28 protein-coding genes, 2 tRNA genes and 1 pseudogene are annotated in these 19171 nt (G+C 64.2%); 17 read left to right on the forward strand and 14 right to left on the reverse strand.

The annotated features are described in order from the left end of the window. Positions 1 to 194 precede the first annotated feature (194 nt). From AB3L03_RS32240 to AB3L03_RS32255, 4 genes are all read left to right on the forward strand, one after another. Positions 195 to 569: a hypothetical protein gene (locus AB3L03_RS32240; RefSeq protein ID WP_368507697.1), complete on the forward strand. Its 375-nt coding sequence runs from the start codon at positions 195 to 197 to the stop codon at positions 567 to 569. A 390-nt stretch (positions 570 to 959) separates the two neighbouring features. Continuing rightward, on the forward strand, positions 960 to 1355 hold the full coding sequence (locus tag AB3L03_RS32245) for a hypothetical protein (RefSeq protein WP_018455387.1): 396 nt from the start codon (positions 960 to 962) through the stop codon (positions 1353 to 1355). A gap of 286 nt (positions 1356 to 1641) precedes the next feature. Continuing rightward, positions 1642 to 2349 carry an outer membrane protein gene (locus AB3L03_RS32250; RefSeq protein ID WP_368507698.1) on the forward strand — a complete coding sequence of 236 codons (708 nt, stop codon included), beginning with the start codon at positions 1642 to 1644 and terminating at the stop codon, positions 2347 to 2349. Positions 2350 to 2602: 253 nt separating this feature from the next. After that, positions 2603 to 2845 (forward strand): hypothetical protein, encoded by a 243-nt coding sequence (locus tag AB3L03_RS32255; RefSeq protein WP_018455389.1) that lies wholly within the window; start codon positions 2603 to 2605, stop codon positions 2843 to 2845. A gap of 39 nt (positions 2846 to 2884) precedes the next feature. On the opposite strand, the gene AB3L03_RS32260 is transcribed toward AB3L03_RS32255, so the two are convergent. Beyond that, on the reverse strand, positions 2885 to 3139 hold the full coding sequence (locus AB3L03_RS32260; RefSeq protein ID WP_085351157.1) for a hypothetical protein: 255 nt from the start codon (positions 3137 to 3139) through the stop codon (positions 2885 to 2887). Between the two features lie 304 nt (positions 3140 to 3443). Continuing rightward, complete coding sequence (locus tag AB3L03_RS32265) at positions 3444 to 3818, reverse strand: hypothetical protein (protein ID WP_018455392.1); 375 nt, start codon at positions 3816 to 3818, stop codon at positions 3444 to 3446. Between the two features lie 102 nt (positions 3819 to 3920). Here AB3L03_RS32265 and AB3L03_RS32270 point away from each other — a divergent pair, with 102 nt between their 5' ends. The 7 genes and pseudogenes from AB3L03_RS32270 (at position 3921) to AB3L03_RS32300 (ending at position 9980) form a co-directional block, all read left to right on the forward strand. Then, positions 3921 to 4085 (forward strand): hypothetical protein, encoded by a 165-nt coding sequence (locus AB3L03_RS32270; RefSeq protein ID WP_368507699.1) that lies wholly within the window; start codon positions 3921 to 3923, stop codon positions 4083 to 4085. Positions 4086 to 4911: 826 nt separating this feature from the next. Next, positions 4912 to 5630 (forward strand): annotated as a pseudogene (locus AB3L03_RS32275) (class I SAM-dependent methyltransferase). A gap of 67 nt (positions 5631 to 5697) precedes the next feature. Next, positions 5698 to 6411 carry a class I SAM-dependent methyltransferase gene (locus tag AB3L03_RS32280; RefSeq protein WP_085351159.1) on the forward strand — a complete coding sequence of 238 codons (714 nt, stop codon included), beginning with the start codon at positions 5698 to 5700 and terminating at the stop codon, positions 6409 to 6411. Positions 6412 to 6513: 102 nt separating this feature from the next. After that, positions 6514 to 8352 carry a PQQ-binding-like beta-propeller repeat protein gene (locus AB3L03_RS32285; protein ID WP_162496537.1) on the forward strand — a complete coding sequence of 613 codons (1839 nt, stop codon included), beginning with the start codon at positions 6514 to 6516 and terminating at the stop codon, positions 8350 to 8352. A 75-nt stretch (positions 8353 to 8427) separates the two neighbouring features. Then, a complete protein-coding gene (locus tag AB3L03_RS32290; protein WP_085384991.1) occupies positions 8428 to 8841 on the forward strand; it encodes a GFA family protein in 414 nt (137 codons plus the stop codon). Between the two features lie 176 nt (positions 8842 to 9017). Then, on the forward strand, positions 9018 to 9749 hold the full coding sequence (locus tag AB3L03_RS32295; protein ID WP_018455399.1) for a Crp/Fnr family transcriptional regulator: 732 nt from the start codon (positions 9018 to 9020) through the stop codon (positions 9747 to 9749). Between the two features lie 3 nt (positions 9750 to 9752). Beyond that, positions 9753 to 9980, forward strand: a complete 228-nt coding sequence (locus AB3L03_RS32300) for a hypothetical protein (protein WP_085396202.1) — start codon at positions 9753 to 9755, stop codon at positions 9978 to 9980. 79 nt (positions 9981 to 10059) lie between these two features. On the opposite strand, the gene AB3L03_RS32305 is transcribed toward AB3L03_RS32300, so the two are convergent. Further along, positions 10060 to 10134: transfer RNA gene (locus AB3L03_RS32305), tRNA-Thr, on the reverse strand. 167 nt (positions 10135 to 10301) lie between these two features. Further along, the gene (locus tag AB3L03_RS32310) at positions 10302 to 10811 is read right to left on the reverse strand and encodes a hypothetical protein (protein WP_085396282.1); all 510 of its coding nucleotides are present in this window, start codon (positions 10809 to 10811) and stop codon (positions 10302 to 10304) included. Between the two features lie 283 nt (positions 10812 to 11094). On the opposite strand from AB3L03_RS32310, the gene AB3L03_RS32315 reads away from it, so the two are divergent. Both AB3L03_RS32315 and AB3L03_RS32320 read left to right on the forward strand, forming a co-directional pair. After that, positions 11095 to 11580: a hypothetical protein gene (locus AB3L03_RS32315; RefSeq protein ID WP_018458105.1), complete on the forward strand. Its 486-nt coding sequence runs from the start codon at positions 11095 to 11097 to the stop codon at positions 11578 to 11580. Positions 11581 to 11621: 41 nt separating this feature from the next. Next, the gene (locus AB3L03_RS32320; RefSeq protein ID WP_018458106.1) at positions 11622 to 12149 is read left to right on the forward strand and encodes a hypothetical protein; all 528 of its coding nucleotides are present in this window, start codon (positions 11622 to 11624) and stop codon (positions 12147 to 12149) included. A gap of 61 nt (positions 12150 to 12210) precedes the next feature. On the opposite strand, the gene rlmB is transcribed toward AB3L03_RS32320, so the two are convergent. After that, complete coding sequence (gene rlmB, locus AB3L03_RS32325; RefSeq protein ID WP_368507700.1) at positions 12211 to 13041, reverse strand: 23S rRNA (guanosine(2251)-2'-O)-methyltransferase RlmB; 831 nt, start codon at positions 13039 to 13041, stop codon at positions 12211 to 12213. Between the two features lie 206 nt (positions 13042 to 13247). On the opposite strand from rlmB, the gene AB3L03_RS32330 reads away from it, so the two are divergent. From AB3L03_RS32330 to AB3L03_RS32340, 3 genes are all read left to right on the forward strand, one after another. Beyond that, positions 13248 to 13333, forward strand: a tRNA-Tyr gene (locus AB3L03_RS32330). A gap of 122 nt (positions 13334 to 13455) precedes the next feature. Further along, the gene (locus AB3L03_RS32335; RefSeq protein ID WP_368507701.1) at positions 13456 to 14292 is read left to right on the forward strand and encodes a metallophosphoesterase; all 837 of its coding nucleotides are present in this window, start codon (positions 13456 to 13458) and stop codon (positions 14290 to 14292) included. Between the two features lie 61 nt (positions 14293 to 14353). Beyond that, the gene (locus AB3L03_RS32340) at positions 14354 to 14608 is read left to right on the forward strand and encodes a hypothetical protein (RefSeq protein WP_368507702.1); all 255 of its coding nucleotides are present in this window, start codon (positions 14354 to 14356) and stop codon (positions 14606 to 14608) included. Here AB3L03_RS32340 and AB3L03_RS32345 read toward each other — a convergent pair. From AB3L03_RS32345 to AB3L03_RS32385, 9 genes are all read right to left on the reverse strand, one after another. Then, positions 14569 to 14886, reverse strand: coding sequence for a hypothetical protein (locus AB3L03_RS32345; RefSeq protein ID WP_368507703.1), 318 nt, complete (start codon positions 14884 to 14886; stop codon positions 14569 to 14571). The two genes, AB3L03_RS32340 and AB3L03_RS32345, sit on opposite strands and share 40 nt — an antisense overlap. Then, on the reverse strand, positions 14886 to 15077 hold the full coding sequence (locus AB3L03_RS32350; RefSeq protein WP_368507704.1) for a hypothetical protein: 192 nt from the start codon (positions 15075 to 15077) through the stop codon (positions 14886 to 14888). Before AB3L03_RS32350 ends, AB3L03_RS32345 begins: the two co-directional genes overlap by 1 nt. Then, complete coding sequence (locus tag AB3L03_RS32355; protein ID WP_368507705.1) at positions 15077 to 15256, reverse strand: hypothetical protein; 180 nt, start codon at positions 15254 to 15256, stop codon at positions 15077 to 15079. Before AB3L03_RS32355 ends, AB3L03_RS32350 begins: the two co-directional genes overlap by 1 nt. Beyond that, the gene (locus AB3L03_RS32360; RefSeq protein ID WP_368507706.1) at positions 15249 to 15449 is read right to left on the reverse strand and encodes a hypothetical protein; all 201 of its coding nucleotides are present in this window, start codon (positions 15447 to 15449) and stop codon (positions 15249 to 15251) included. Before AB3L03_RS32360 ends, AB3L03_RS32355 begins: the two co-directional genes overlap by 8 nt. Beyond that, positions 15449 to 15733 (reverse strand): hypothetical protein, encoded by a 285-nt coding sequence (locus AB3L03_RS32365; RefSeq protein ID WP_368507707.1) that lies wholly within the window; start codon positions 15731 to 15733, stop codon positions 15449 to 15451. Before AB3L03_RS32365 ends, AB3L03_RS32360 begins: the two co-directional genes overlap by 1 nt. Then, entirely contained in the window at positions 15733 to 15945 is a 213-nt protein-coding gene (locus AB3L03_RS32370; protein ID WP_368507708.1) for a hypothetical protein, read from the reverse strand. Before AB3L03_RS32370 ends, AB3L03_RS32365 begins: the two co-directional genes overlap by 1 nt. Before the next feature lie 334 nt (positions 15946 to 16279). Next, the gene (locus AB3L03_RS32375; RefSeq protein ID WP_007602691.1) at positions 16280 to 16561 is read right to left on the reverse strand and encodes a hypothetical protein; all 282 of its coding nucleotides are present in this window, start codon (positions 16559 to 16561) and stop codon (positions 16280 to 16282) included. Next, positions 16558 to 16878: a hypothetical protein gene (locus AB3L03_RS32380; protein ID WP_368507709.1), complete on the reverse strand. Its 321-nt coding sequence runs from the start codon at positions 16876 to 16878 to the stop codon at positions 16558 to 16560. The genes AB3L03_RS32375 and AB3L03_RS32380 overlap by 4 nt, the downstream gene beginning before the upstream one ends. After that, positions 16878 to 18254: an AAA family ATPase gene (locus AB3L03_RS32385; RefSeq protein ID WP_368507710.1), complete on the reverse strand. Its 1377-nt coding sequence runs from the start codon at positions 18252 to 18254 to the stop codon at positions 16878 to 16880. Before AB3L03_RS32385 ends, AB3L03_RS32380 begins: the two co-directional genes overlap by 1 nt. A 189-nt stretch (positions 18255 to 18443) precedes the next feature. Between AB3L03_RS32385 and AB3L03_RS32390 the strand changes: the two genes are divergently transcribed. Further along, positions 18444 to 18935, forward strand: coding sequence for a hypothetical protein (locus AB3L03_RS32390; RefSeq protein WP_368507711.1), 492 nt, complete (start codon positions 18444 to 18446; stop codon positions 18933 to 18935). The last annotated feature ends 236 nt before the right edge of the window (positions 18936 to 19171 follow it).

Below are 19171 nucleotides of genomic sequence, written 5' to 3' on the forward strand. Positions count from 1 at the left end.
ACCGGAACACCCATCAGGCAAAAACATTCCCGGCATCCTGGCCTAGGGCGGATGACAAACTTGTCATCCAGATGAACGGGAGCCTGCTGTGGGCTTCAGATTGGGTTCAGTGCGAGCCTCCTAGGCTCCAACCTACGATCAAAGGGTTGGCGAGAGGGCGCCCGCCTCAAGATCCTTCCAAGAGGAGACCAACCATGTTGAAGACCATTTCCGCAGCCTTGCTCGCAGCCTCCGTGATCGCAGCCCCGGCCTTCGCAGCCGAGACCACCACGACCACGCCGGTGATCAAGGCAGACCAGAGCCAGACCAAGGTGTCGACCACCGCCGCGAAAGCCGATGCCGGCCTCAAGGCCAACGCCAAGGCTTCGGATGTCAAGGCTTCGGACGTCAAGGCCGATGCCAAGGTGGACACCAAGTCGAAGGCGATGAACGCCAACGCCGCCGTCACACCGGACGAGCACAAGACCGTGCGCAAGCATCGCCACCACCACAAGCATCTGTCAGCGAAGAAGTCGCTGAAGACGCAGCCGGACGTGACCAAGCCGGCGACGATGGAGAAGCGCAGCTAACGACTGAGCCTGCGCGGCGGCGTCCTAGCATTGCCCCGGCCGCCGCGTGAGGAATTCAGGCCCGGCCCGTTCGTCACGCCTTGCGCGAAAGCTCGAGGTGCTGGCGGCGGGCCGGTATGACCATGCTGAAGCCCGCGAGCAACGTCCCAGATTTGGCGGCCGCAAACAAAACCTCGAAAACAACCCCATGCACAGTAGCGGGTCGTAGATATATCAATGGTTTAAGGGGTGGCGTATTTGCGGATTTTACAGAATCCGTTTGACTCGTCGGGCAAAACACCTGTAGACATGCATCATTGCAACCTTGGGGCTGGAACGTCTCCGAGACTGATCGAGCGGAGAGCGTAAGCGGTGCGGCGACTAGCGGAACGCGCAGTGAGCTTGGCGTTGATGCTGGCACTGCCGCTGGCGCTCACGGGATGTTTCGGCAGCGATGGTGACCGTCCAACCCTGATGGAGGGGACCCAGGCCGGAGGTCCACAACCGTTCCCGGATAATTTCCGTGGCGACACGCTGGCCTTGATGCGCAGCTATCTGAACAATCCCGTCGGCGTGCGTGACGCCAGCATGGCCGAGCCGGCGCAGCGCGAGGTCGGAGGCCGCCAGTTCTACGTCAGTTGCCTGCACTTCACCCCACGCGAGACCGACGGCACCTACAAGGCCATGAGGGAGCGCGCCGTGATCTTCGTCAACGGCCGGGCGGACCGCGTCGTCGATCGCGCGAGCGAGCTGTGCGCGGGCGCGGTTTACGTACCCTTTCCGGAACTTGAAAAGATGACGCGGTAGCGCAAAGCCCACCTTCATCGCTTGGTGATAGACAAAGCCAGCCGGAGCTGCCGGATCACATTTCGGGGAGCTTTGAACGGGGTGGTTTCGCGTTGCGACTAATCGTTACGGAAGGTTTTGTTTCCGACGGAAAAAACCGTCGGCACGCGCCTGTCCGACGGAACAAAATCGCGCTGTTGCCGCTCCGTCACAGTAACGAACGATCAACGTTCCGGCATCGCCTCGAAGCAACCCAATTCACGCCACGTTGTTTCCTGAGTGTCGAATTGAAAGAACGGGGATAATCATGAAGAGGATTTTGCTGGGCGCGGTTGCCCTGCTTGCGCTGGCTGCTCCGGCTGCCGCAGCCGACATGCAGGCGCGCACCTACACCAAGGCTCCGGCCTACACGCCGCCGCAGGTGATCTACAACTGGACCGGCTTCTACATCGGTGGCCATGTCGGCGGCGCCTTTGCCGGTGACAGCAGCTTCCAGTCGAGCGACGCGCGCTTCCTCGGCGGTGTTCAGGGCGGCTTCGACTATCAGTTCGCGCCCAATTGGGTCATGGGTGTCGAGGCCCAGTATTCCTGGCTGCCCGCCAACAACGGCGGCGCTACGTTCCCGCTGGGCACGCAGGTGACCTCCAATACCGACCAGCTCGGCTCGGTGACCGGTCGCATCGGCTACACCTGGGGACCGGCGCTGCTTTACGCCAAGGGCGGTTATGCCTGGCGCAATGGCGGTCTTGGCGTCAATGTCGCCGGCGTCCCGCAGCCCTTCACCGCCACTGGCAACAGCAAGGACGGCTATACCGTTGGCGCTGGCCTCGAATACATGTTCGCGCCGAACTGGTCCGCCAAGGCCGAGTACCAATATTACAACTTCGGCAACACGACGATCACCTCCGGTCCGGCTGACGTCGTCGGCGTCCGCGGCCGGGAGGACGAGCATACCGTCAAGGTCGGCGTGAATTACCGCTTCGGCTGGGGCGGTCCGGCAGCCTCGCGCTACTGACGCGCCACCAGCGACCCACGACCTGACAAAGGCCGGCTCTCGCCGGCCTTTCGTTTGCCCAGCCCTCGTTCGCAAGTCCTTTGTTTGCATCGCGTCAACCATCTGGCGCGTCATTTGCAGGCAAACGTTCTGGCGGGCGCTTTCTCGCGCGCGTCATGGAGCTCGGGTAAAGCAAAAATAATTTTTGCAGCTTACGGAACTCGCGCGCCGGAACGCGTTATATGACAATTACCGGGCTGGTGGGACGACGGACATGCGTATCTTGGTGTCGGCTGTGGTGCTCTCGTGCTTCGTCAGTTTGCCGTGCGCTGCCCAAACAATCCTCAAATCCGAGCCTCTGATGCTGGCACCCTACGAGGTGGCCTTCGTCAAGGACGCCTCGTGCTCCTCCGGTAAGGTGCTGAAGGTCACCGGCGCGATCCGTGGGCTGCATCGCCGGAAGGCCTGCGTGGCTCTGGCGGGCGAGCAGGCGTCACTGGCCACCGCGACCCCCTAAGCTTTTCGTGAGCTCTGGCTTCCCAGCTTCGATTCCTCTTTAGGAATTCAGCTCAAGCTCCATCCTCGCTTGGCGATCAGCCTCGGCCTTGTTCCGGGCCGGGTCCTCGCCCTGTGCGGCCCGGCACGGCTTGATCTCGTAATCGTTGTCGAGCACCCGGCGTGGCCCGGGACGGTTGTCATCCGCAGTTACGTCCACGACGAGGCCACTTCGCTCCGCGAGCCTCCAGACGTCGGACTCGTCAGGATAGGCCTTGCTGATCTGGGCATCGTTGCAGAACAGGGCGTAGGGCATTGTTCCCGCTCCTGGAAAGCGCATTAACGAATTTGACGGGGTAGGGGTTCCACTCGCCGGTCGATCACGCGGCCGTGATCAGGGCCGCCGGGTCCTGAGTCCTTAACGAGTCCTGAATCCCGAAAAAAAGAATCCACGGGACTCATTTGGCGGAATCAGCGGATGTTTTCGGTCATGACGACGGACCTGAAAACCTCTTGCGGGCACATGCTGCTGCCCCTCACGCTGGCCCTGTTCGGCGCCTGCGCGGCCAATCTCTGGCTAGTGTGGTCCTGGCTTTAGGCCAGCGACGGGAGATCCGGCTTTACTTGTCAGCCGGTGGACGGGAGGAGGGCTCGCGGATGGCGGCCCGCAATTTGGTCAGGGTGGCCGCGCAATATTCCTCGCGCTCCCGCTCGAACCGCTCCTGATGCTTGCGGAAATTGGCGATGCGGGCCTGTATTTCGGTGCGGACGTCGTGGCTCGCCACCCGGGGCGACGGGAGAGGTAACGGCTGCGGCGGAGCGGCCTTAAGTGGCTCGGTCCCGATGATGGTGTTGACGGGGGCGATCTGCACCGACGCGGCCACTGTCGCCGTCGGGATCTCCGGTGGATGCAAGTCATCCTTTTTGCCGGTTACCGATTGGACGAAAGCCATTGTCTGCGCGATCAGCGCGTCGCGTTCCGCGATCCACTTCATGGTGCACCCCTGTTGGCGCCATTCCAGCAAAGCTGGCCGGCCGAATCAAGAAGGTGTTGGGTGGGGGATTGCATATTTTTCCCGGCCGCCCGACAGTGGGGAATGGATGCCAAAGCAGACCATTCAGCCGAAGCCGAGGGCTTGAGGCTCGTCCGCGCGTTCCTATCGCTGCAGCCCGACAAACGGGCGGAGGTGATCGCGTTCGTTGAGGAGTTGGCCCGCGCCAAACGCCGTCCGGAGGAGGGCGCCGACGTCTCGCCGGGGTGAGCGCTAGCGCTCCCGCGGATTGAGGTTGGGCTCGAACGGCGCCCCGACCACCCGAACCGGCGTCGGCGTGGTCCCGTCTATTGCTACCGTTTCAGCCCGCTGCTTTGCCGGAGCCGGCCAGGGAGCCTGTTCGAACAGCGCAACAGCCCCGGCCAAGGCGCTACAGCACAGCGTCACCGTGGCCAGCAGAAACATGTTTCGATTTTCTTCCCTGATCCGCATGGGTCGACAACGGCCGACGCCCTTGACGGGTTCCGCCTGACCATGCCCGGATCGCTCCCCAAACTGCCGGCGGGACGCGATCGGGACATGGCCAGGACAAATCTTCAAAGACAAATCTTCAAAAACCACGGATCGAGGTCGTCTCACGGCAGCGCAGATCGAGGTTGAGAAGCAAGCCGCCCATCAGCGCAAGCGCGATATGGTCAACCTTGCCGACGGCTTTGAGCGCGCAGCCGGCGAGATCAAGACGGTGGGCGCGGCGTCCACCGAGCTTGAAGCGTCGTCCTCGACCCTGGCCAAGTGCTTTCCACGGCCAAGATGCTGGTGAGCGACAGCAACCGGCTGGGTGGCACAAACTCCGGCGGCACGGCGCCCCGGCAAGCAGCTGATTTATTGCGGCAGCAAGAGGGACATCGCGATCGCGAACAGGAAGCCCGTTGCGACGATCGCCGCGACAGCACCCGCGGTGATCTTGGCGATCTCTCGGCTGGTATAGGGACGCATGGGATGCGCATGCTACCTCATGTTGAACTCTGATCCAATCTGTGGTCAGTAGCCGCGCCCGAAATGCGTGCGGCCAACGTCCATTCCCGAAGGTCGATCCATGAACGAGGATATCAGCGACGGCTGGACCGCGTCCGCGGCTGCTTGGATCGTCGAGCAGGGTGAAGACGGCGACTATGGTCGCCGCTTCGTGCTGGACGCGCCGATGCGAGCGCGGATCGAAGGGCGCGGCTTCCGCAATGCGCTCGACGTTGGCTGCGGCGAGGGGCGCTTCTGTCGCATCATGCAGCGCGCCGGCATCCGCACCACTGGCATCGACCCGACCGAAGCGCTGCTCGCGCGTGCCATGAAATTGGACCCGCAGGGCGACTACCGGCTTGGCCGAGCTGAAACAATGGAGATCGAAGCGCCATTTGATCTGGTCGTCAGCTATCTCAGCCTGGTCGACATGCCCCATCTCGGTGCGGCGATCGGGAAGATCGTGGCAGCGCTGCGGCCGGGCGGTACGCTGCTGATTGCCAATCTGACCAGCTTCAACACCGCGGGTCCGCCCGACGGCTGGACGCGTGACGGCGACGGCGCCTTGCGCTTCAACATCGATCATTACATGGAGGAGCGGCCGACTTGGGTGACTTGGCGCGGCATCCGAATTCTGAACTGGCATCGTCCGCTCAGCACCTACATGACGCTGCTACTCGATCAGGGGCTCCTGTTGCGCCTTTCGTCGAGCCGCAGCCCAGCGGCGGCGACCCCGACAGGAATGCCTTTCATCGCCGGGTGCCTTACTTCCACATCATGGAGTGGCAGAAACCGGTTTGAGGATGGGATGAGATCTGGATGGAACGCATGACCACAGTGTTCACAACGTAATCTTAAGGTCCGGACGATGATCTCCAAGCGCCCACCCGTGCTCGCCCATGAGCGGTTCACCGCCGACCGCGAGAATTTTGTCGGCCTCGATCTGGCCGCGCGGTTCGAGCGCATCGAGAAGACCAACCTGTGGGGTGCGGCCAGTTCGGTGTCGGGCCTCGGCTCGGAGGATCCCGCGACCGTCGCGGTCCGCGAGATGCTTCCTGCACTGCTGCAACGGCTCGGCGCGCGCTCGCTGCTCGATGCGCCCTGCGGCGACGCGGGGTGGATCGGCCGCCTGAAGCTGCATCTCGACTACACCGGCATCGACATCGTGCCGTCGCTGATCGCGGCCAATCGCAAGCGCGTGGCTGGCGGTGAGTTGTCAGGCCGGTTTCTCGTTGCCGACATCACGCGCGATGCACTGCCGCGCGCCGATGTGGTGCTGTGCCGGGACTGCCTGGTGCATTTGAGTTTCGACAACATCGTCCGCGCCGTCGCGAACTTTCGCGCCAGCGGCGCACGTTTCCTGCTGGTCACGACGTTTCCCGAATGGGACGACAATCGCGATTGCGCGGACGGTGACTGGCGGGCGCTGAACATGGAGAAGGCGCCGTTCGACTGGCCGGCGCCGCGCGTGCTGATCAACGAGCGTTGCGAAGAGGGCAGTGGCGGCTGGCGCGACAAGAGCCTCGGGCTGTGGCGGCTCGATGAACTGCCCGATCGTGTCCTCACTGCCCGGGGGATATGACGGACGCGGGCGGAACGTCCGTTGCGTGAGTGATTGCCCTCGCGCTATACTTTGGGTTGCATGATGCCGTCTCGCATTGCGGTGACGATGTTGGAGCACGCCATGAGACCGAGTGTTGTCGCCGTCGCCATGCTTGTCTGGTGCTGCGCGCCCGCGTTGGCGCAGCAGGACGGCGCTGCGCTCTACGCAAGCCACTGCGCGCAATGTCACGATGGCGGTGATGGCCAGAGCCGTGTGCCAGGCCGCGGTGCCATGCAGGCGATGTCGTTCGATCATGTGCTGGGAACGCTGACTTCTGGAAGCATGGCGGCAATGGCGAAGGACCGCAGCGACTCGGAACGGCGCGCGATTGCCGCCTTCGTCACCGGCAAGGCCGCGGTGGGCGACAATGCAGTCGATGCGGAGGGACGCTGCACGCAGCAGGTCAATTTCTTTCCGCAGCCGCTCGATGGTCCGCGCTGGAATGGATGGGGCGTCGACGCTGCCAACAGCCGCTTCCAGTCGACCGAAATGGCCGGCCTGACCGGGGAAGAAGTACCGCGCCTGCGGTTGAAATGGGCTTATGCCTTTCCCGGCGCCTCGGTGTCGTTTGCGCCGCCGACCATCGTGGGCGGTCTGCTGTTTATCGGCGGCACTGACCGCAAGGTGCACGCGCTCGACGCGCGAAGCGGCTGCACGAGGTGGACGCTGCCGACCGATGCCGCGGTTCGCGCGGCGATCAGCTTCGGGCCGCTTCCCGGCACCGATCAGTTCGCGATCTTCTTCGGTGACCTGCGCGCCAATGCCTATGCGGTGAACGCACTGACTGGTGCGCTGATCTGGAAGACCAAGGTCGAGGAGCACCCGGCAGCGCGCATCACCGGAGCGCCGACGCTGCATTCCGGCGTGCTCTATATCCCGGTCTCCTCGCTCGAGGAGGCCGCCGGTTCGCAGGCCAGTTACGAATGCTGTACTTTCCGCGGCAGCGTGGTCGCGCTCGAGGCAGTGACCGGCAAGCCGGTGTGGCAGGCCTACACGATCCCTGAGGTGGCGCATCCGACCGGCAAGAATGCGAGAGGCACGCAGCTGTTCGGCCCGTCCGGCGCGGCGGTGTGGTCGGCACCGACGATTGATCCGAAACGCAACGCCGTCTACGTCGCGACCAGCAATTCCTATTCGAATCCACCCGCCGCAACCGCCGATGCGGTCCTCGCTTTCGAGCTTGCGACCGGTAAGCTGCTCTGGAAGCAGCAGGCGACGCCGAGCGACGCCTTCATCGTCGCGTGCTTCGGTGCGGACAAGACCAATTGTCCTGAAGATCACGGGCCCGACCACGATTTTGGCCAGTCGCCGATCCTCGTGACCTTGCGTGACGGCAGGCGCGTTCTTGCCATCGCGCAGAAGTCCGGCGTCGTGCACGCGCTCGATCCGGATGATGGCGGCAAGATCCTGTGGCAGACGCGGATCGGGAAGGGCGGTGCGCTCGGCGGCAGCGAGTGGGGCTCGGCCGCCGACCAGGATCGCATCTATGTCGCGAACTCCGACGTGCGGTTCCTGCGCGATGGTACGCGGCGGCTCGATGCCACCCAAGGCGGCGGTCTGTTCGGCCTCGACCTCGCCAGTGGGAAAATTGCGATGGAAGTATCTCCTGTCGCCTGTGGCGATCGCCTCCAATGCAGCCCTGCGCTGTCGGCTGCCGTGAGCCTGATCCCCGGCGTCGTGTTTTCCGGCGGCGTCAGCGGCTTTCTGCGCGCCTACGCGACGGCCGACGGAAAGCTGTTGTGGGAATACGACACGGCGCGAGACTATACGACGGTGAACGGCGCCCCTGCTCATGGCGGCGCGATCGACGGCCCGGGGCCGATCATCGCCGGCGGAATGCTCTACACCAATTCCGGCTACGGCCAGTGGGGCGGCGTCGCCGGCAACGCACTGCTGGCGTTCGAGGTTGCGAAGGAGTGAGGGTCAGTCCTGGATTGCCCTGCGCTCCAGCCGAGCGACAGAACCTGTCAGCCAATTGAGGAGGAAGGAGCTTCGATGATCGATGCCCAATGCAGGTGCGGCGCTCTCGCGCTGTCGCTTCCAGGACCTTCCAGCCTCGTCGTCGCCTGCCACTGCATTGACTGCCAGCGTCGAACCGGCGCGCCGTTCGGGGTCGGTGCGTTCTATCCGGCGGAGGGCGTCAGGATCTCAGGGACGTCGAAGGAGTACGTCCGGACAGCCGCAAGCGGCGGCAAGGTCCGCAGCTATTTTTGCCCCGAGTGCGGTTCGACGGTCTATTGGAAGGCGGACAATCTGCCTGCGATGATCGGCGTTGCCGTGGGCGCGATCGCGGTTCCGAACTACCCGGCGCCCATCCGCTCGGTTTTCGAACAGTCGAAACATGCCTGGGTGGAGATATCAGGCGCCGAGCACTTCCAGCAAAGCAGCGCACCGAAGCATTCGAAGTGAGCGTTGCGCGTCAAATTTCGCTCCAAGGCTTCGCGGCAAGATGAATTGACGCCGTTCCCGTGGGTTCCGCCGAGGGTTGGAATTTGCGGCAGTCCCTTTGCTTCGCGTGAGACAATAGCTAGCGGTCCGGTTTGGAACGAACGTGACAAAAATTCGTTTGCCGACCGGAGCTAACGATGAATAACGCGGAAATTTTCGAGCCTTTCTTGAGGCGGTTGCGGGTCAGCACCGAAATTGATGAAGAGGACGAGGCCGCTATCCGTCATCTGCCAATCACGGTGAAACGGATGGCTGGCGGTCAGCCGGTCGTTTCTCTCGGAGATCGACCTTCGGCGTGCTGCCTTGTCGTTGATGGCTTTATCCTGAGATCAAAGATCGTCGGCAATGGCCACCGCCAAATCATGGCCTTTCACCAACCCGGCGACATTCCCGATCTGCAGGGTCTCTTTCTACATGTGATGGACCATGACGTCAGCACGCTTGGCGATAGCGTTCTCGGCTTCATTCCGCATGCAGCGGTGCGCTCACTGATAAGAAAGCGGCCTAACGTGGCCGAAGCGCTTTGGCGCGATACACTGACCGACGCCGCGATCTTCCGGGAGTGGATTTGCAACGTTGGTCAACGCGAAGCCACAAGCCGCGTGGCGCATCTCGTGCTTGAGCTTTACACCAGATTGAAGGCGATCGGCCGAGCGGACGGCCTGTCCTTCGATTTTCCGGCCTCTCAGGCACTCCTCGCCGACGCCGTCGGCACGAGTGTGGTCCACATGAATCGGGTCGTTCAGCAGCTACGTGCTCAGCGCGTGTTGGACCTGGAGCGGGGAAGAATATCGATTCTTGATGAAGCCAGGTTGCGCGAAATAGCAGACTTCGACGTGCTTTACCTTCATCTCAATCCGTCGCTCTGAGCCATGAAGTTCTACTTCGATATCAAGGACGACTTTTTCGCTGCGGTCGACGAGGATGGGGTGGATTTGCCCGGCCCGGAAGCCGCCGAAAGAGAGGCGATCGCAATGGCGACCTCGATTGCCAGAGACGTTGCGTCGGCAAAGGGGGCGCAGGTCCTCATTATAGTCAGGAACGAGAAGCACCCGCTGCTCGAGTTGAGTGTAACGGTCGCCCGGAAAGCTCTGACGTGATTGCGTGGGAAATCGATTCTAGCTGTCGTTAGACGGAGGAGTGCCCCGATCTATCAGGCCGCGGTGTTGGCTAAATCGGTGGTGCCGGCTGAGGGGATTGAACCCCCGACCTTCGGTTTACAAAACCGCTGCTCTACCGCTGAGCTAAGCCGGCGACGCCTGGAGAAGCGGGGCAGGCCCGGCCTAGGCCGGGGCTGTCCGCCCGTGCGCGCCGCAATACCAGACTTGACCGGAAAGTGCCAGAACCCGGGAGCCCCGATGCAGACATGAATCAGGCGGCCACGAGGGCCGCCCGATCTGTCGCGTTCGGTTCAAACCGCCTTACTGGCAGATGTGGCGGCGGCCGTCTTCGCCCTTGAACCAGGTGCCGGGCGTGCAGACGAAGCCGTTGCGCTGGGCGTAGGTGCGGGTGTCCCAGCCGCGGTTGTCCCAAGAATTATTCCACGAATTATCCCAGCCATTGTCGTAGGCGTAGGCGTCGTTGGTGGCACGGAACGGGGCGGTTGCGATCGCGCCCGCAGTCCCGATGGCCGCGCCGGCCACGCCAGCGGCTGCTCCGACTGCGCCGGCGGCGACGTCGGTCGGCCAGAAGCCGGTGCGGCTCCTGTTCCAGTCGTTATTCCAATCGCCGTTGTTGGTCTGGCGATAGGACACGCGACGATGCCGATAGCCGCTATCGGTGTACGGATTTCCCGGTCCGACGTTCTGGCAGTTGGCGTTGGGGAATTGCGCCGCGCAGCGGCCGGGATTGGTGATCACGGCCTGCGCCATGGCAGAGCCCGTCACCAAGGTCGCCGCAATCGCCGTGGCTCCGAGAAGTTTGATGTTCATGATTGTTTGGCTCCCGTTTTGTTGACGGGGGCTAAATGCCGAGGGCGCCGGACGTTCCGCTGAAACCGCCGGATTTTCGTCAGCCATAGTCAAACGGAAGTGAGCACGCGCGACGGTTCCGGACTGCAGGATCCGGCGGCGTTAATGCTTCGCTAGTTCGCTTTGGCGCATTTGAGCGGCGCGCAATCCTTACACATTAGGCTTACCGGCAATTGGTGAGAGGGCCTTAACCCTCTCTGCGCCGCCATCGGGTAGGTTGTCGCCGAATAAATGGGGTCCCCTCATGCGCGCTGTGGCGCTCGCTGCCTTTCTGATCGGACTGCCCGCGACGGCGTTTGCCGGCGGCGGCTTCGATATCGTCGTTCCCGGTCGCCCCGGCGTGCCCATCATCATCAACAACATCGACGCGTCCTATGCCGTGATCGAGGGGACCTGGGGCCTGGGGAAGAACGTCCAGGTGCAGCCCACGATCTATGGCGGACGCTATGTCGCCGAGCGCCAGCCCACGGACGTCGGCCACTACTACCCGACGCTGGGCCTGCGGCCCGGCTATGGCCGGCTCGAGGTCGAACCGCCCGCGAACCGCAAATTGCCCAAGCCGCCCGATAGCTATCACCAGAGCTGGGGCGCCCAATCGGCGCCGCTGCCGCCGCAGATGGACGTGCCCGTCAATCCGCCGCCGGTGATCCTCGCGCCTGAGTTCAACGACCAGCCGCGGCGTCCTCGGCCGCGGCCGCGTGCAGAGATGCCCGGCAAGCCGCCGGGTTAAGAAACGACAATCCAAAAAACGGAAATCAACAGGAGAGAGTAATGCGTCAGATGATTTCGGGACTGGTCGCGGCGGCTGCCGTGATGTTCGCCGCCACCGCGCCCGCCGCGGCCTGCGGCTTCGATCCGTGCCAGCCGGTCGCGCCGGTCTATTCCGGCTGTAACACCGGCTGCGGCGGTTATGGGACCGGGTACGGCTACGGCGCCTATGAGCGTCTCGCCGAGCCCACCACGCAATATTATCACGTCAACCAGGGCCCGACCTACACCGGCCCGGGCGCCTTCGCGCCGTATCCGACCTACCGTGAGGACGCGGTGGTTGCGCCCGCCAATTACGGCTACGGCCGTGGCTATGGCTATGGGCACGGCTATGGCTATCGCGCCGCCGCGGTCGAAGCGCCGGCCGCCTATCCCTACCGCCGCCCGTATTACCGTCCGTATCGCTACGGCTACGGCCCGCGCGCCGGCTATCTGCCGCGCACGCATTACGGCTACGGTCCGCGCTACGGCTACGCCCCGCGCCATGCGCCGTATTATGGCGGCCACCGTGTGCTGCGCCGCTATTACTGATCGCTTGATCGGTTGAGCCAACGAGACGCCCGTCCGCGATGCGGACGGGCGTTCTGTTTTGTTACCGCTTCATCAGCCCGAGCCGGCTCGCGCCGACATAGAGCGAGAGCACGGCGGCATTCGAGACGTTGAGACTCTTGATCTCTCCGGGCATGTCGAGCCGCGCCACGACGCTGCAGGTCTCGCGTGTCAATTGCCGCAGGCCCTTGCCTTCCGCGCCCAGCACCAGCGCGAGCGGCTCGCGCAGGGTGACCTCGGAAAGATCCGCACTGCCTTCACTGTCCAGCCCGACAGTCTGGAAGCCGAGCTCGTTCATCGTGGTCAATGCGCGGGCGAGGTTTTGCACCGTCACCATCGGGACCAACTCCAGCGCGCCGGAGGCGGCCTTGGCCAGCACGCCGGTCGCTTCCGGACTGTGACGCGCGGTGGTGACGATCGCCTTCACCGCAAAGGCGGCCGCCGAGCGCAGGATGGCGCCGACATTGTGCGGATCGGTGATCTGGTCGAGCACCAGCACCATGCCGTCCTGCTCCAAATCCTCGATGTCGGGCGAGGGCAGGGGATCGGCCTCGGCGAGCAGGCCCTGGTGCACGGCGTTGGGCGACAGCAGCCGGTCGATCTCCTGGGGCCGGACGATCTCGGGCGTGACCGGGATCGCGATGTTCTCGTCCGCCAGACGCCTTGCGGCGTTCTCGGTCAGCGTCAGCTTGCGGATCTGCCGCTGGGGGTTGGCGAGCGCCATGGAGACGGTGTGCCAGCCATAGAGGATGACAAGCCCGTCGGCGTCCGAATCGCGATCGCGGCGGGCCGGGCGACCGGCCGATTTTCCGGGCCTGTTGAAGGGCTTAGACCCGCCGCGGGGGCCCCTCGGGTTGAATTTTCGATCCTTCATGGGCTCGCTTGTGTCACGGGTCCCGGAATATGGCAATTTGGGTGGTGTCGGGGGCGATTTTAGCTGTTCGCCTCGGTTGACTTTACCCCATCGCTTCGCCGATAACCGCGCCCGGTCGCGCCCCCATCCGGGCTGTCGCGGCCTTCACGTTCCATGGCCGTCTTCGGTCGCCGGCAAGGTCCGGCCCGATTGTGCTGCCGTCGAGCGGGGGAGTGTCCCGAGTGGCAAAGGGAGCTGACTGTAAATCAGCCGCCTCATGGCTTCGCAGGTTCGAGTCCTGCCTCCCCCACCAGTGAAATCAACGGCTTAGGCCGACGTCCCAAGGACCCGATTTCGCCCCCGATCGGGCCGGGGGCAGATTCCGTCCAACATTCCGACGTTGCCTCTTGCCGGTGCCGGAGCGATCGTCCCGGCATGAAAATCTTCATCGCATCCGACCTGCACGGCGAGGCCTGGTCTCACGGCTACGACGTCCCCGAAGGACTCGATTTCGACGTCGCGGTTTTCGCCGGGGACGTCCACCACGCCTACCGGGCGGTGAGCTGGCTGACCAATCAGCGCGCGCTGTGGGGCAAGGAGGTGCTCTTCGTAGCCGGCAACCACGAGTATTACGGATCCATCCTGGAAGACGCCGCGGCCGAGATCCGCGACCGGGCGCGCCGGACCAACGTGAGGTTTTTGGATGCGACCGAAGTGCCGGTGATCGACGGCGTCCGCTTCCTCGGCTGCACGATGTGGACCGACTACCGCTTCGATGCCGAGAGCCAGGCGCACGGCCTCCACGCCGGACGCTACATGAACGACAACAAATTCATCAGGACTTCGAACGGCGCCGAATTCCCCAAGCCCTTCACGCCCGTCGAGGCCCTCAAGCGCCACTTGGCCGAGCGGCGCTGGCTGACCGACCGCCTTTCGGAGGAGCACGACGGCCCGACCGTCGTTGTCACCCACCATGCGCCGCACCCCGGCTCGCTGCACGAGCGCTATGAGGACGAGCCCCTCAACGCGTCGTTCATCAGCGATCTCTCCGACATCATCGTGGAGCACCAGCCGGCGCTCTGGATCCACGGGCATGTCCACGACAGTCACGACTACATCGTGGGAAGCGACGGGGTCGTGAGCGGCGCCGGCGGCGACGGGACTCGCATAGTCTGCAATCCGGCTGGTTATGCCTGGGAGCCGAATACCGGCTTCATTCCCGACTTGGTCGTCGAGATCCCGGAGTGGGCGCCGCGCCCGCGCTTCCGTTAGTCATTGCGTCTCGGCACCCGTCTCCCGCGCAGGAATCCGTGGCTCGCCTTGGTGGGCGAGCGTGCTGGCGGACCCCAGGGCCGAGACGTCGCGCCCGCGCGCCGATCGCACGCTCGCGGAGATCAGGTCCGAGGACCTGCGCGTCGAATGCCTCAAGTGCTTCCGCGTCGTCTGGTTGACGCGCGCGGAGGCGCTGCAGAGCTACGATCCCGGCTCACTCTGGAAGGAGATCGCCGTGCGGCTCCTCGCCGACGGCTGCATGCACCGGACCGGGCGTCACGAGGAGGACGGGTGCTGGCCTGATTTCAGGAGCTGAAGCTCAGCCATGACGATCTCGAACCACTCGTCGCGAACCTCAGGCTCGGCGTAGAAGCCGTCTTCCCACTTGCGCTCCCTACACTCGTTGAGGAGCTTGTCCGCGATAGCTTCAGCAGCTTCTCTCAACGGCGCGGGGGGCTCCGTCTCTCGCCTGACAATCGTTTTGACAAACCAGAACAGGTCGCTCGGTGCCATCCGCCGCTCCGCCGCCAGCTGCACGATGTCCAGCTGGCTTTCCTGGCTGAAACCGTCTTCAGGCATTTCGGCGACGGTCATCACGCGCTCTCCTTCCGCTGGGATTCCACATGGACGCAAGCCTGCTCCCGCAACTCGTCGAGCGTGATGAGGCCATCTACATAAGCGCGGACGAGCGCAGGCGCTCCCGGCTTAACAACCCCGTCGATCACCGTCGCGGCGTCGATCAGAACGGCCCAGGCACGGAAGGCATTGCGCGTCACCCAGGGCATCAGCGATCCCTCTTCTTGCGCCGCTTGGCCGGCCGCCGCTTCTCCCAGTCGCCGTGCACCACCTGATGCCGCGGATGACGGAGGTCTCTAACCAGCGAGAAGATGCTAGGCGTCGGTCGCACGGCTTCGCGGACCGCCTGCACGACGACGTCGATTGCGAGATCCTCGATCTCACGCATCACGCATCTCCTTCCGCTGTCCGATCGTGCCGTAGACGGCCTCCAGATCCCTGAACGCGGCGTCCATGTTGTCGACGTGCTGGCGCGCCTTCGCGAAGTAGCGGTGGCGCCGGGATCCGTGATCGAAAGGATTCGTCGGGCCGCGGTAGGCAGCCTCCCGGGCGGCGGTGCGGTCGGCGCGCTTGGCGGACATCAGGCGCGGTCCCGAATTGAAACGATGAAGGACGGGTACGGAAATCCACCAGAGTATGGCTTCGGCGCCATGCTCGGGAAGCGGTGCGACCCGGTAGGATTCAGCTTTCTGACGACCAGGCCGCGCTCTAGCAGCGCCGCGATGAAGCGGCCGTCGAATTCTTCCTCCGGCCTGTTCGGGACGCCACCGCCGACGTCTGGGTCGTAGCTCGCCTCCTGCAGGGCCTCGTTGATCGCGGCGCCGTATGGCTCGGACTGATAATACGCGTCGTCGTGTTCGATCATCAGATCACCCGATATCTGGTCAGCGTCTGGTAGTGGAACGGCTTCTCCGGCCAGGGCGCCGGGCCGCCGTACACAAACATGTCGAGCATGCTCTTGCTCATCTCTGTCTTCACGTCGCTCGCCACGTTCTCGACCGTGCACGTCATGGCGTCGATCTCAGGCGCCGGCGGCGGCGTCATCGAGCTGCTATCGAACAGGCGGCCGTCGGCCATGGTCTCAAATTCCTTATCGAGGTCTCAAATCTCTTAGATTCAGGGGCGAGGTCTCAGATCTCTTACGTTTGAAACGCGGGCGCCGCCCCCATACGGAAGGCAGCGCCCGCGAGTGGCCCCGGCTCCGTGCCGGCTTTGCCCGCGGCGTCCGCAGGCGTCGGGATCGAACCGAACGCTTCTCACCAGATCTCGGCCAGCGAGGCGGAATTGAACCGCACCAAGCTCGATCACGCACAGATCATCCCCGACGCCCCGGCGAAACGGAAGCGCCTCGTGAGGCGGTCGTCGAAGAATTTGCTGAGAGCGCCGAGCGAAGTCCGCGCCTTTTGGATACCTAAGGCGTTTTAGCTTCCCTCTCCAGCCACCAGAGCCCGTCCTCGCACAGCGCCCAGCGGAGGCCGGCGTCGATCCAGAGGATCACATCCGTCCGGATCACGCCCTTGCGGCTCTCCGGGCTTCCGATGATCACCGCTTCGGGTAGCGAGAACGAAGGCGCGAAGGACCAGGCGTAGATCCTCCGCTGCCGGACGCGCATGTCGATCTCGTCTGGCGTCGGCCGCCATCCGGTCTGCAGGCGCTCCAGCAGTCGCGCCACATGCTCTTCGTCGCCGCTCATAGCTCGACCCCGTCGATCGGAATCTCGGTGCCCTCCGGCTCGCCGAGATTCCAGAGCCGCGTCAACGTCCGCGCCCACCGCCCCTTGCGGTCGAGCCAAACGATCTCGCCGGTGGTAGTCGGCTTTCCGTCCGGAACGCGTGGATGTCCGAACGGGAGTCCACACAGCGTCAGGGCATACCCGCCGTCAGGCGCCCTCGTTATCCCAGGTGCCCATTGCTCGAGCCTTGGCGCGACAGCCAGCACATCGGCCGGCGGCTCCTCGCCGCGCAGGTAGCTCTCGACGTCGTTCCGCAGCAGCTTCTCTTCCAATGACATCAATGCCTCCGTGCGCACATGTCGCGCGCCTCCAGCGTCGCGCCGACCAGGCGCTGCAGCTTGCGCATGCTGAAGCGCTCCCGCGCCCAGGCCCTGCCGATGATCTCCAGCTCGTCCGCGGCGAGCGGCTCGTCGTGTGCGCGCGCATCGTCCTCGGCCGCGAGGTCGCGCATCACCAGCGCCGCCAGCCGCGGCAGGTGCGCCAGCGTGGGCGCCGGGATCTTGATGGCCCGGAATCGGTCGCGCAGCTGCGAGGGCAGGCGCTCGACCGAGTTGGCCGTGGCCAGGTGGATCACGTAGGACAGGTCGAGTTCGGCGTCGATGCCGCTCTCCGGGTGCCTGCGCGACGTCTCGCGCTCCAGGAACGGCGTCATCGCCGACCATAGATTGCCGTTGTGCGTGCTCTCCGACGCCTTCTCGATCTCGTCGACCAACGCGATCGGGTTCGCGGTCCGCGACGCCAGCACGGCGCGCGCCGGTACGGACGCCTGGGCGCTAGTCCAGCCCTTCGGCGTTCCGCCGTACATGCCATCGAAAGCGCTCGCTGCATCAAAGCGGCTGACGTACATCTGCGGAGAAATCAGCTCGGCGAGCCTCCTGATCAGACGCGTTTTTCCGGTGCCCGGCTGCGACAACAACAAGCTCGGCTTGATCCTCGCCGGCTCGCCGCTGCGCAGGTCCTGCGTCAGCATCGCCACCTCGCGCCACGCGTGCGGATATTCGTCCTGCAGGCGCTCGCGCACCTCGGCGGCGTCGCGGCAGACGACGAGCGGCAGCGGTTCGTCGCGCAGATCCTTCCACGCCTGCGGCAGGCCTTTTTCCTCGGCGCGGTCCTTGGGCATCACGACGACGGTCGGCGCCGCGGGATCCGGTTCTGTCATCTCGGGCTGTTCGTCGGCCTCCTGCTGCGTTCGGTGACGGTCATGAATCTCCTCTTTATCCGCCAGCCGGGCGGTGATCGCGAAAATCGAGTCCTTGTGGTCGCCCCACTTTCCGGCGGCGGCTTCCCACCACAGGTGCAGACGGGCGCGCAGCAGGGTCTCCTCCGCGGCATTCGTGATCACGGAGCGGTGCCGCAGCGACCAGGCGAGCTGGGGCACCACGGCGTTGAACGATTCCGGGCGGCGCGGGTCGCAGCACATCATCTGCCAGGCCAGCGCCAGCTCGCCGCAATCCTCCCGGCCCAGCCCGTAGAGCGCGTCAACCACGCCGGGGATCTCCTGCCTCAGGTCGCCGCCCTCGCCGAACATGCGCCAAAGCCCCTCAGCGCCGTCGGCGCCGATCATCGAGCGGCTCCGGTCGATCAGCCACGCGAACGCATCGTCCCAGCGTGTGTGCAACAAAAGGGTAAGTGCCGGATGCGGGAGATCGGTCATCGTTCGTCCTCCTCGGGCCGCGGCGGGGGCGGCGGCGCGCTCTCGGCGCGGTCCTCTTCGACCGTCCGGCGCCAGTAAGCTTCGGTAGACGAATCCTTGGTAGAAGCGTATGCCATCGTGTACCAACCTGCCATCATTGGGTAGGTTTGTAGACCACAGTGTGTGCCATTGCAATGAAGGACTTGAATCATGGCTAAGGATTCGAAAATACCGGGCTTCCACGGCCACGGCCGCCTTCCGCCGCGCCCATCCGCCGAGGCGGCGAGCGAGGCAAAAGCAAATCGACTTACGCTCCGGATGCACCCAGATATTTTGGAGTTGCTGTCCATGCGGGCGGCCGAGCGCGGGGTCTCGCGCTCCCACCTGGTCGAGCAAATTTTGGTTGGGATGATGAGGGCCGACCCCCGCAATCCAAGGCTGGATCCGGTCGGGCGGATCGTCCCCGACTCCGAAAGCCCGCTCGCGCTCCGCGAGAGGAGCCCCGTGCAACTTGCTGACAAATGGCGCAAATTCGCCACGGCTCACGAAATCGTGATCGGAGCGCCACCATCGCAAGAATGGCTCGACGATCCGAAAACATACTGGGACGGCGTCCCGCACGCGGACCGAGGGCCGGTCGAACAGGATGAGACCCCTGAGGCAGCGCGCGCCTACGTCCGTCGCCGGCGCAACCTGGACTGAGCGACGATTCTAGTCTCGTAATCTCGTTTGTTGTCGGATCAATGGGTTAGCCGAGTCGGCCTCCGGTTCCGACATTACGAATCTAGAATTGTCGACGGCCAAGCCGACGATGACGACATTACGAATCTCGAATTGTTGGAACCGGGCGAGGGGTGGCTCGGAGGCGTCCGGGCACACTAGGGCGCCACCTGTGTATTTCGAGTCCTTGCGGGTTGCGCGCGTAGCGGCTATCGTAT

This window comes from Bradyrhizobium lupini, assembly GCF_040939785.1.
Classification (GTDB): Bacteria; Pseudomonadota; Alphaproteobacteria; order Rhizobiales; family Xanthobacteraceae; genus Bradyrhizobium; species Bradyrhizobium canariense_D.

What these genes read in the sequence shown, in the direction of transcription:
- AB3L03_RS32360 (WP_368507706.1), bottom strand. Translation starts at nt 15,449, where the DNA reads ATGTCCGCCAAGCGCGCCGACCGCACCGCCGCCCGGGAGGCTGCCTAC.
- AB3L03_RS32270 (WP_368507699.1), top strand. Translation starts at nt 3,921, where the DNA reads ATGGATGCCAAAGCAGACCATTCAGCCGAAGCCGAGGGCTTGAGGCTC.
- AB3L03_RS32370 (WP_368507708.1), bottom strand. Translation starts at nt 15,945, where the DNA reads ATGGCCGACGGCCGCCTGTTCGATAGCAGCTCGATGACGCCGCCGCCG.
- AB3L03_RS32255 (WP_018455389.1), top strand. Translation starts at nt 2,603, where the DNA reads ATGCGTATCTTGGTGTCGGCTGTGGTGCTCTCGTGCTTCGTCAGTTTG.
- AB3L03_RS32365 (WP_368507707.1), bottom strand. Translation starts at nt 15,733, where the DNA reads ATGATCGAACACGACGACGCGTATTATCAGTCCGAGCCATACGGCGCC.
- AB3L03_RS32350 (WP_368507704.1), bottom strand. Translation starts at nt 15,077, where the DNA reads ATGCCCTGGGTGACGCGCAATGCCTTCCGTGCCTGGGCCGTTCTGATC.
- AB3L03_RS32290 (WP_085384991.1), top strand. Translation starts at nt 8,428, where the DNA reads ATGATCGATGCCCAATGCAGGTGCGGCGCTCTCGCGCTGTCGCTTCCA.
- AB3L03_RS32315 (WP_018458105.1), top strand. Translation starts at nt 11,095, where the DNA reads ATGCGCGCTGTGGCGCTCGCTGCCTTTCTGATCGGACTGCCCGCGACG.
- AB3L03_RS32295 (WP_018455399.1), top strand. Translation starts at nt 9,018, where the DNA reads ATGAATAACGCGGAAATTTTCGAGCCTTTCTTGAGGCGGTTGCGGGTC.
- AB3L03_RS32355 (WP_368507705.1), bottom strand. Translation starts at nt 15,256, where the DNA reads ATGCGTGAGATCGAGGATCTCGCAATCGACGTCGTCGTGCAGGCGGTC.
- AB3L03_RS32265 (WP_018455392.1), bottom strand. Translation starts at nt 3,818, where the DNA reads ATGAAGTGGATCGCGGAACGCGACGCGCTGATCGCGCAGACAATGGCT.
- AB3L03_RS32375 (WP_007602691.1), bottom strand. Translation starts at nt 16,561, where the DNA reads ATGAGCGGCGACGAAGAGCATGTGGCGCGACTGCTGGAGCGCCTGCAG.
- AB3L03_RS32280 (WP_085351159.1), top strand. Translation starts at nt 5,698, where the DNA reads ATGATCTCCAAGCGCCCACCCGTGCTCGCCCATGAGCGGTTCACCGCC.
- AB3L03_RS32380 (WP_368507709.1), bottom strand. Translation starts at nt 16,878, where the DNA reads ATGTCATTGGAAGAGAAGCTGCTGCGGAACGACGTCGAGAGCTACCTG.
- AB3L03_RS32320 (WP_018458106.1), top strand. Translation starts at nt 11,622, where the DNA reads ATGCGTCAGATGATTTCGGGACTGGTCGCGGCGGCTGCCGTGATGTTC.
- rlmB (WP_368507700.1), bottom strand. Translation starts at nt 13,041, where the DNA reads ATGAAGGATCGAAAATTCAACCCGAGGGGCCCCCGCGGCGGGTCTAAG.
- AB3L03_RS32300 (WP_085396202.1), top strand. Translation starts at nt 9,753, where the DNA reads ATGAAGTTCTACTTCGATATCAAGGACGACTTTTTCGCTGCGGTCGAC.
- AB3L03_RS32335 (WP_368507701.1), top strand. Translation starts at nt 13,456, where the DNA reads ATGAAAATCTTCATCGCATCCGACCTGCACGGCGAGGCCTGGTCTCAC.
- AB3L03_RS32310 (WP_085396282.1), bottom strand. Translation starts at nt 10,811, where the DNA reads ATGAACATCAAACTTCTCGGAGCCACGGCGATTGCGGCGACCTTGGTG.
- AB3L03_RS32245 (WP_018455387.1), top strand. Translation starts at nt 960, where the DNA reads ATGCTGGCACTGCCGCTGGCGCTCACGGGATGTTTCGGCAGCGATGGT.
- AB3L03_RS32390 (WP_368507711.1), top strand. Translation starts at nt 18,444, where the DNA reads ATGGCTAAGGATTCGAAAATACCGGGCTTCCACGGCCACGGCCGCCTT.
- AB3L03_RS32345 (WP_368507703.1), bottom strand. Translation starts at nt 14,886, where the DNA reads ATGACCGTCGCCGAAATGCCTGAAGACGGTTTCAGCCAGGAAAGCCAG.
- AB3L03_RS32240 (WP_368507697.1), top strand. Translation starts at nt 195, where the DNA reads ATGTTGAAGACCATTTCCGCAGCCTTGCTCGCAGCCTCCGTGATCGCA.
- AB3L03_RS32250 (WP_368507698.1), top strand. Translation starts at nt 1,642, where the DNA reads ATGAAGAGGATTTTGCTGGGCGCGGTTGCCCTGCTTGCGCTGGCTGCT.
- AB3L03_RS32385 (WP_368507710.1), bottom strand. Translation starts at nt 18,254, where the DNA reads ATGACCGATCTCCCGCATCCGGCACTTACCCTTTTGTTGCACACACGC.
- AB3L03_RS32260 (WP_085351157.1), bottom strand. Translation starts at nt 3,139, where the DNA reads ATGCCCTACGCCCTGTTCTGCAACGATGCCCAGATCAGCAAGGCCTAT.
- AB3L03_RS32285 (WP_162496537.1), top strand. Translation starts at nt 6,514, where the DNA reads ATGAGACCGAGTGTTGTCGCCGTCGCCATGCTTGTCTGGTGCTGCGCG.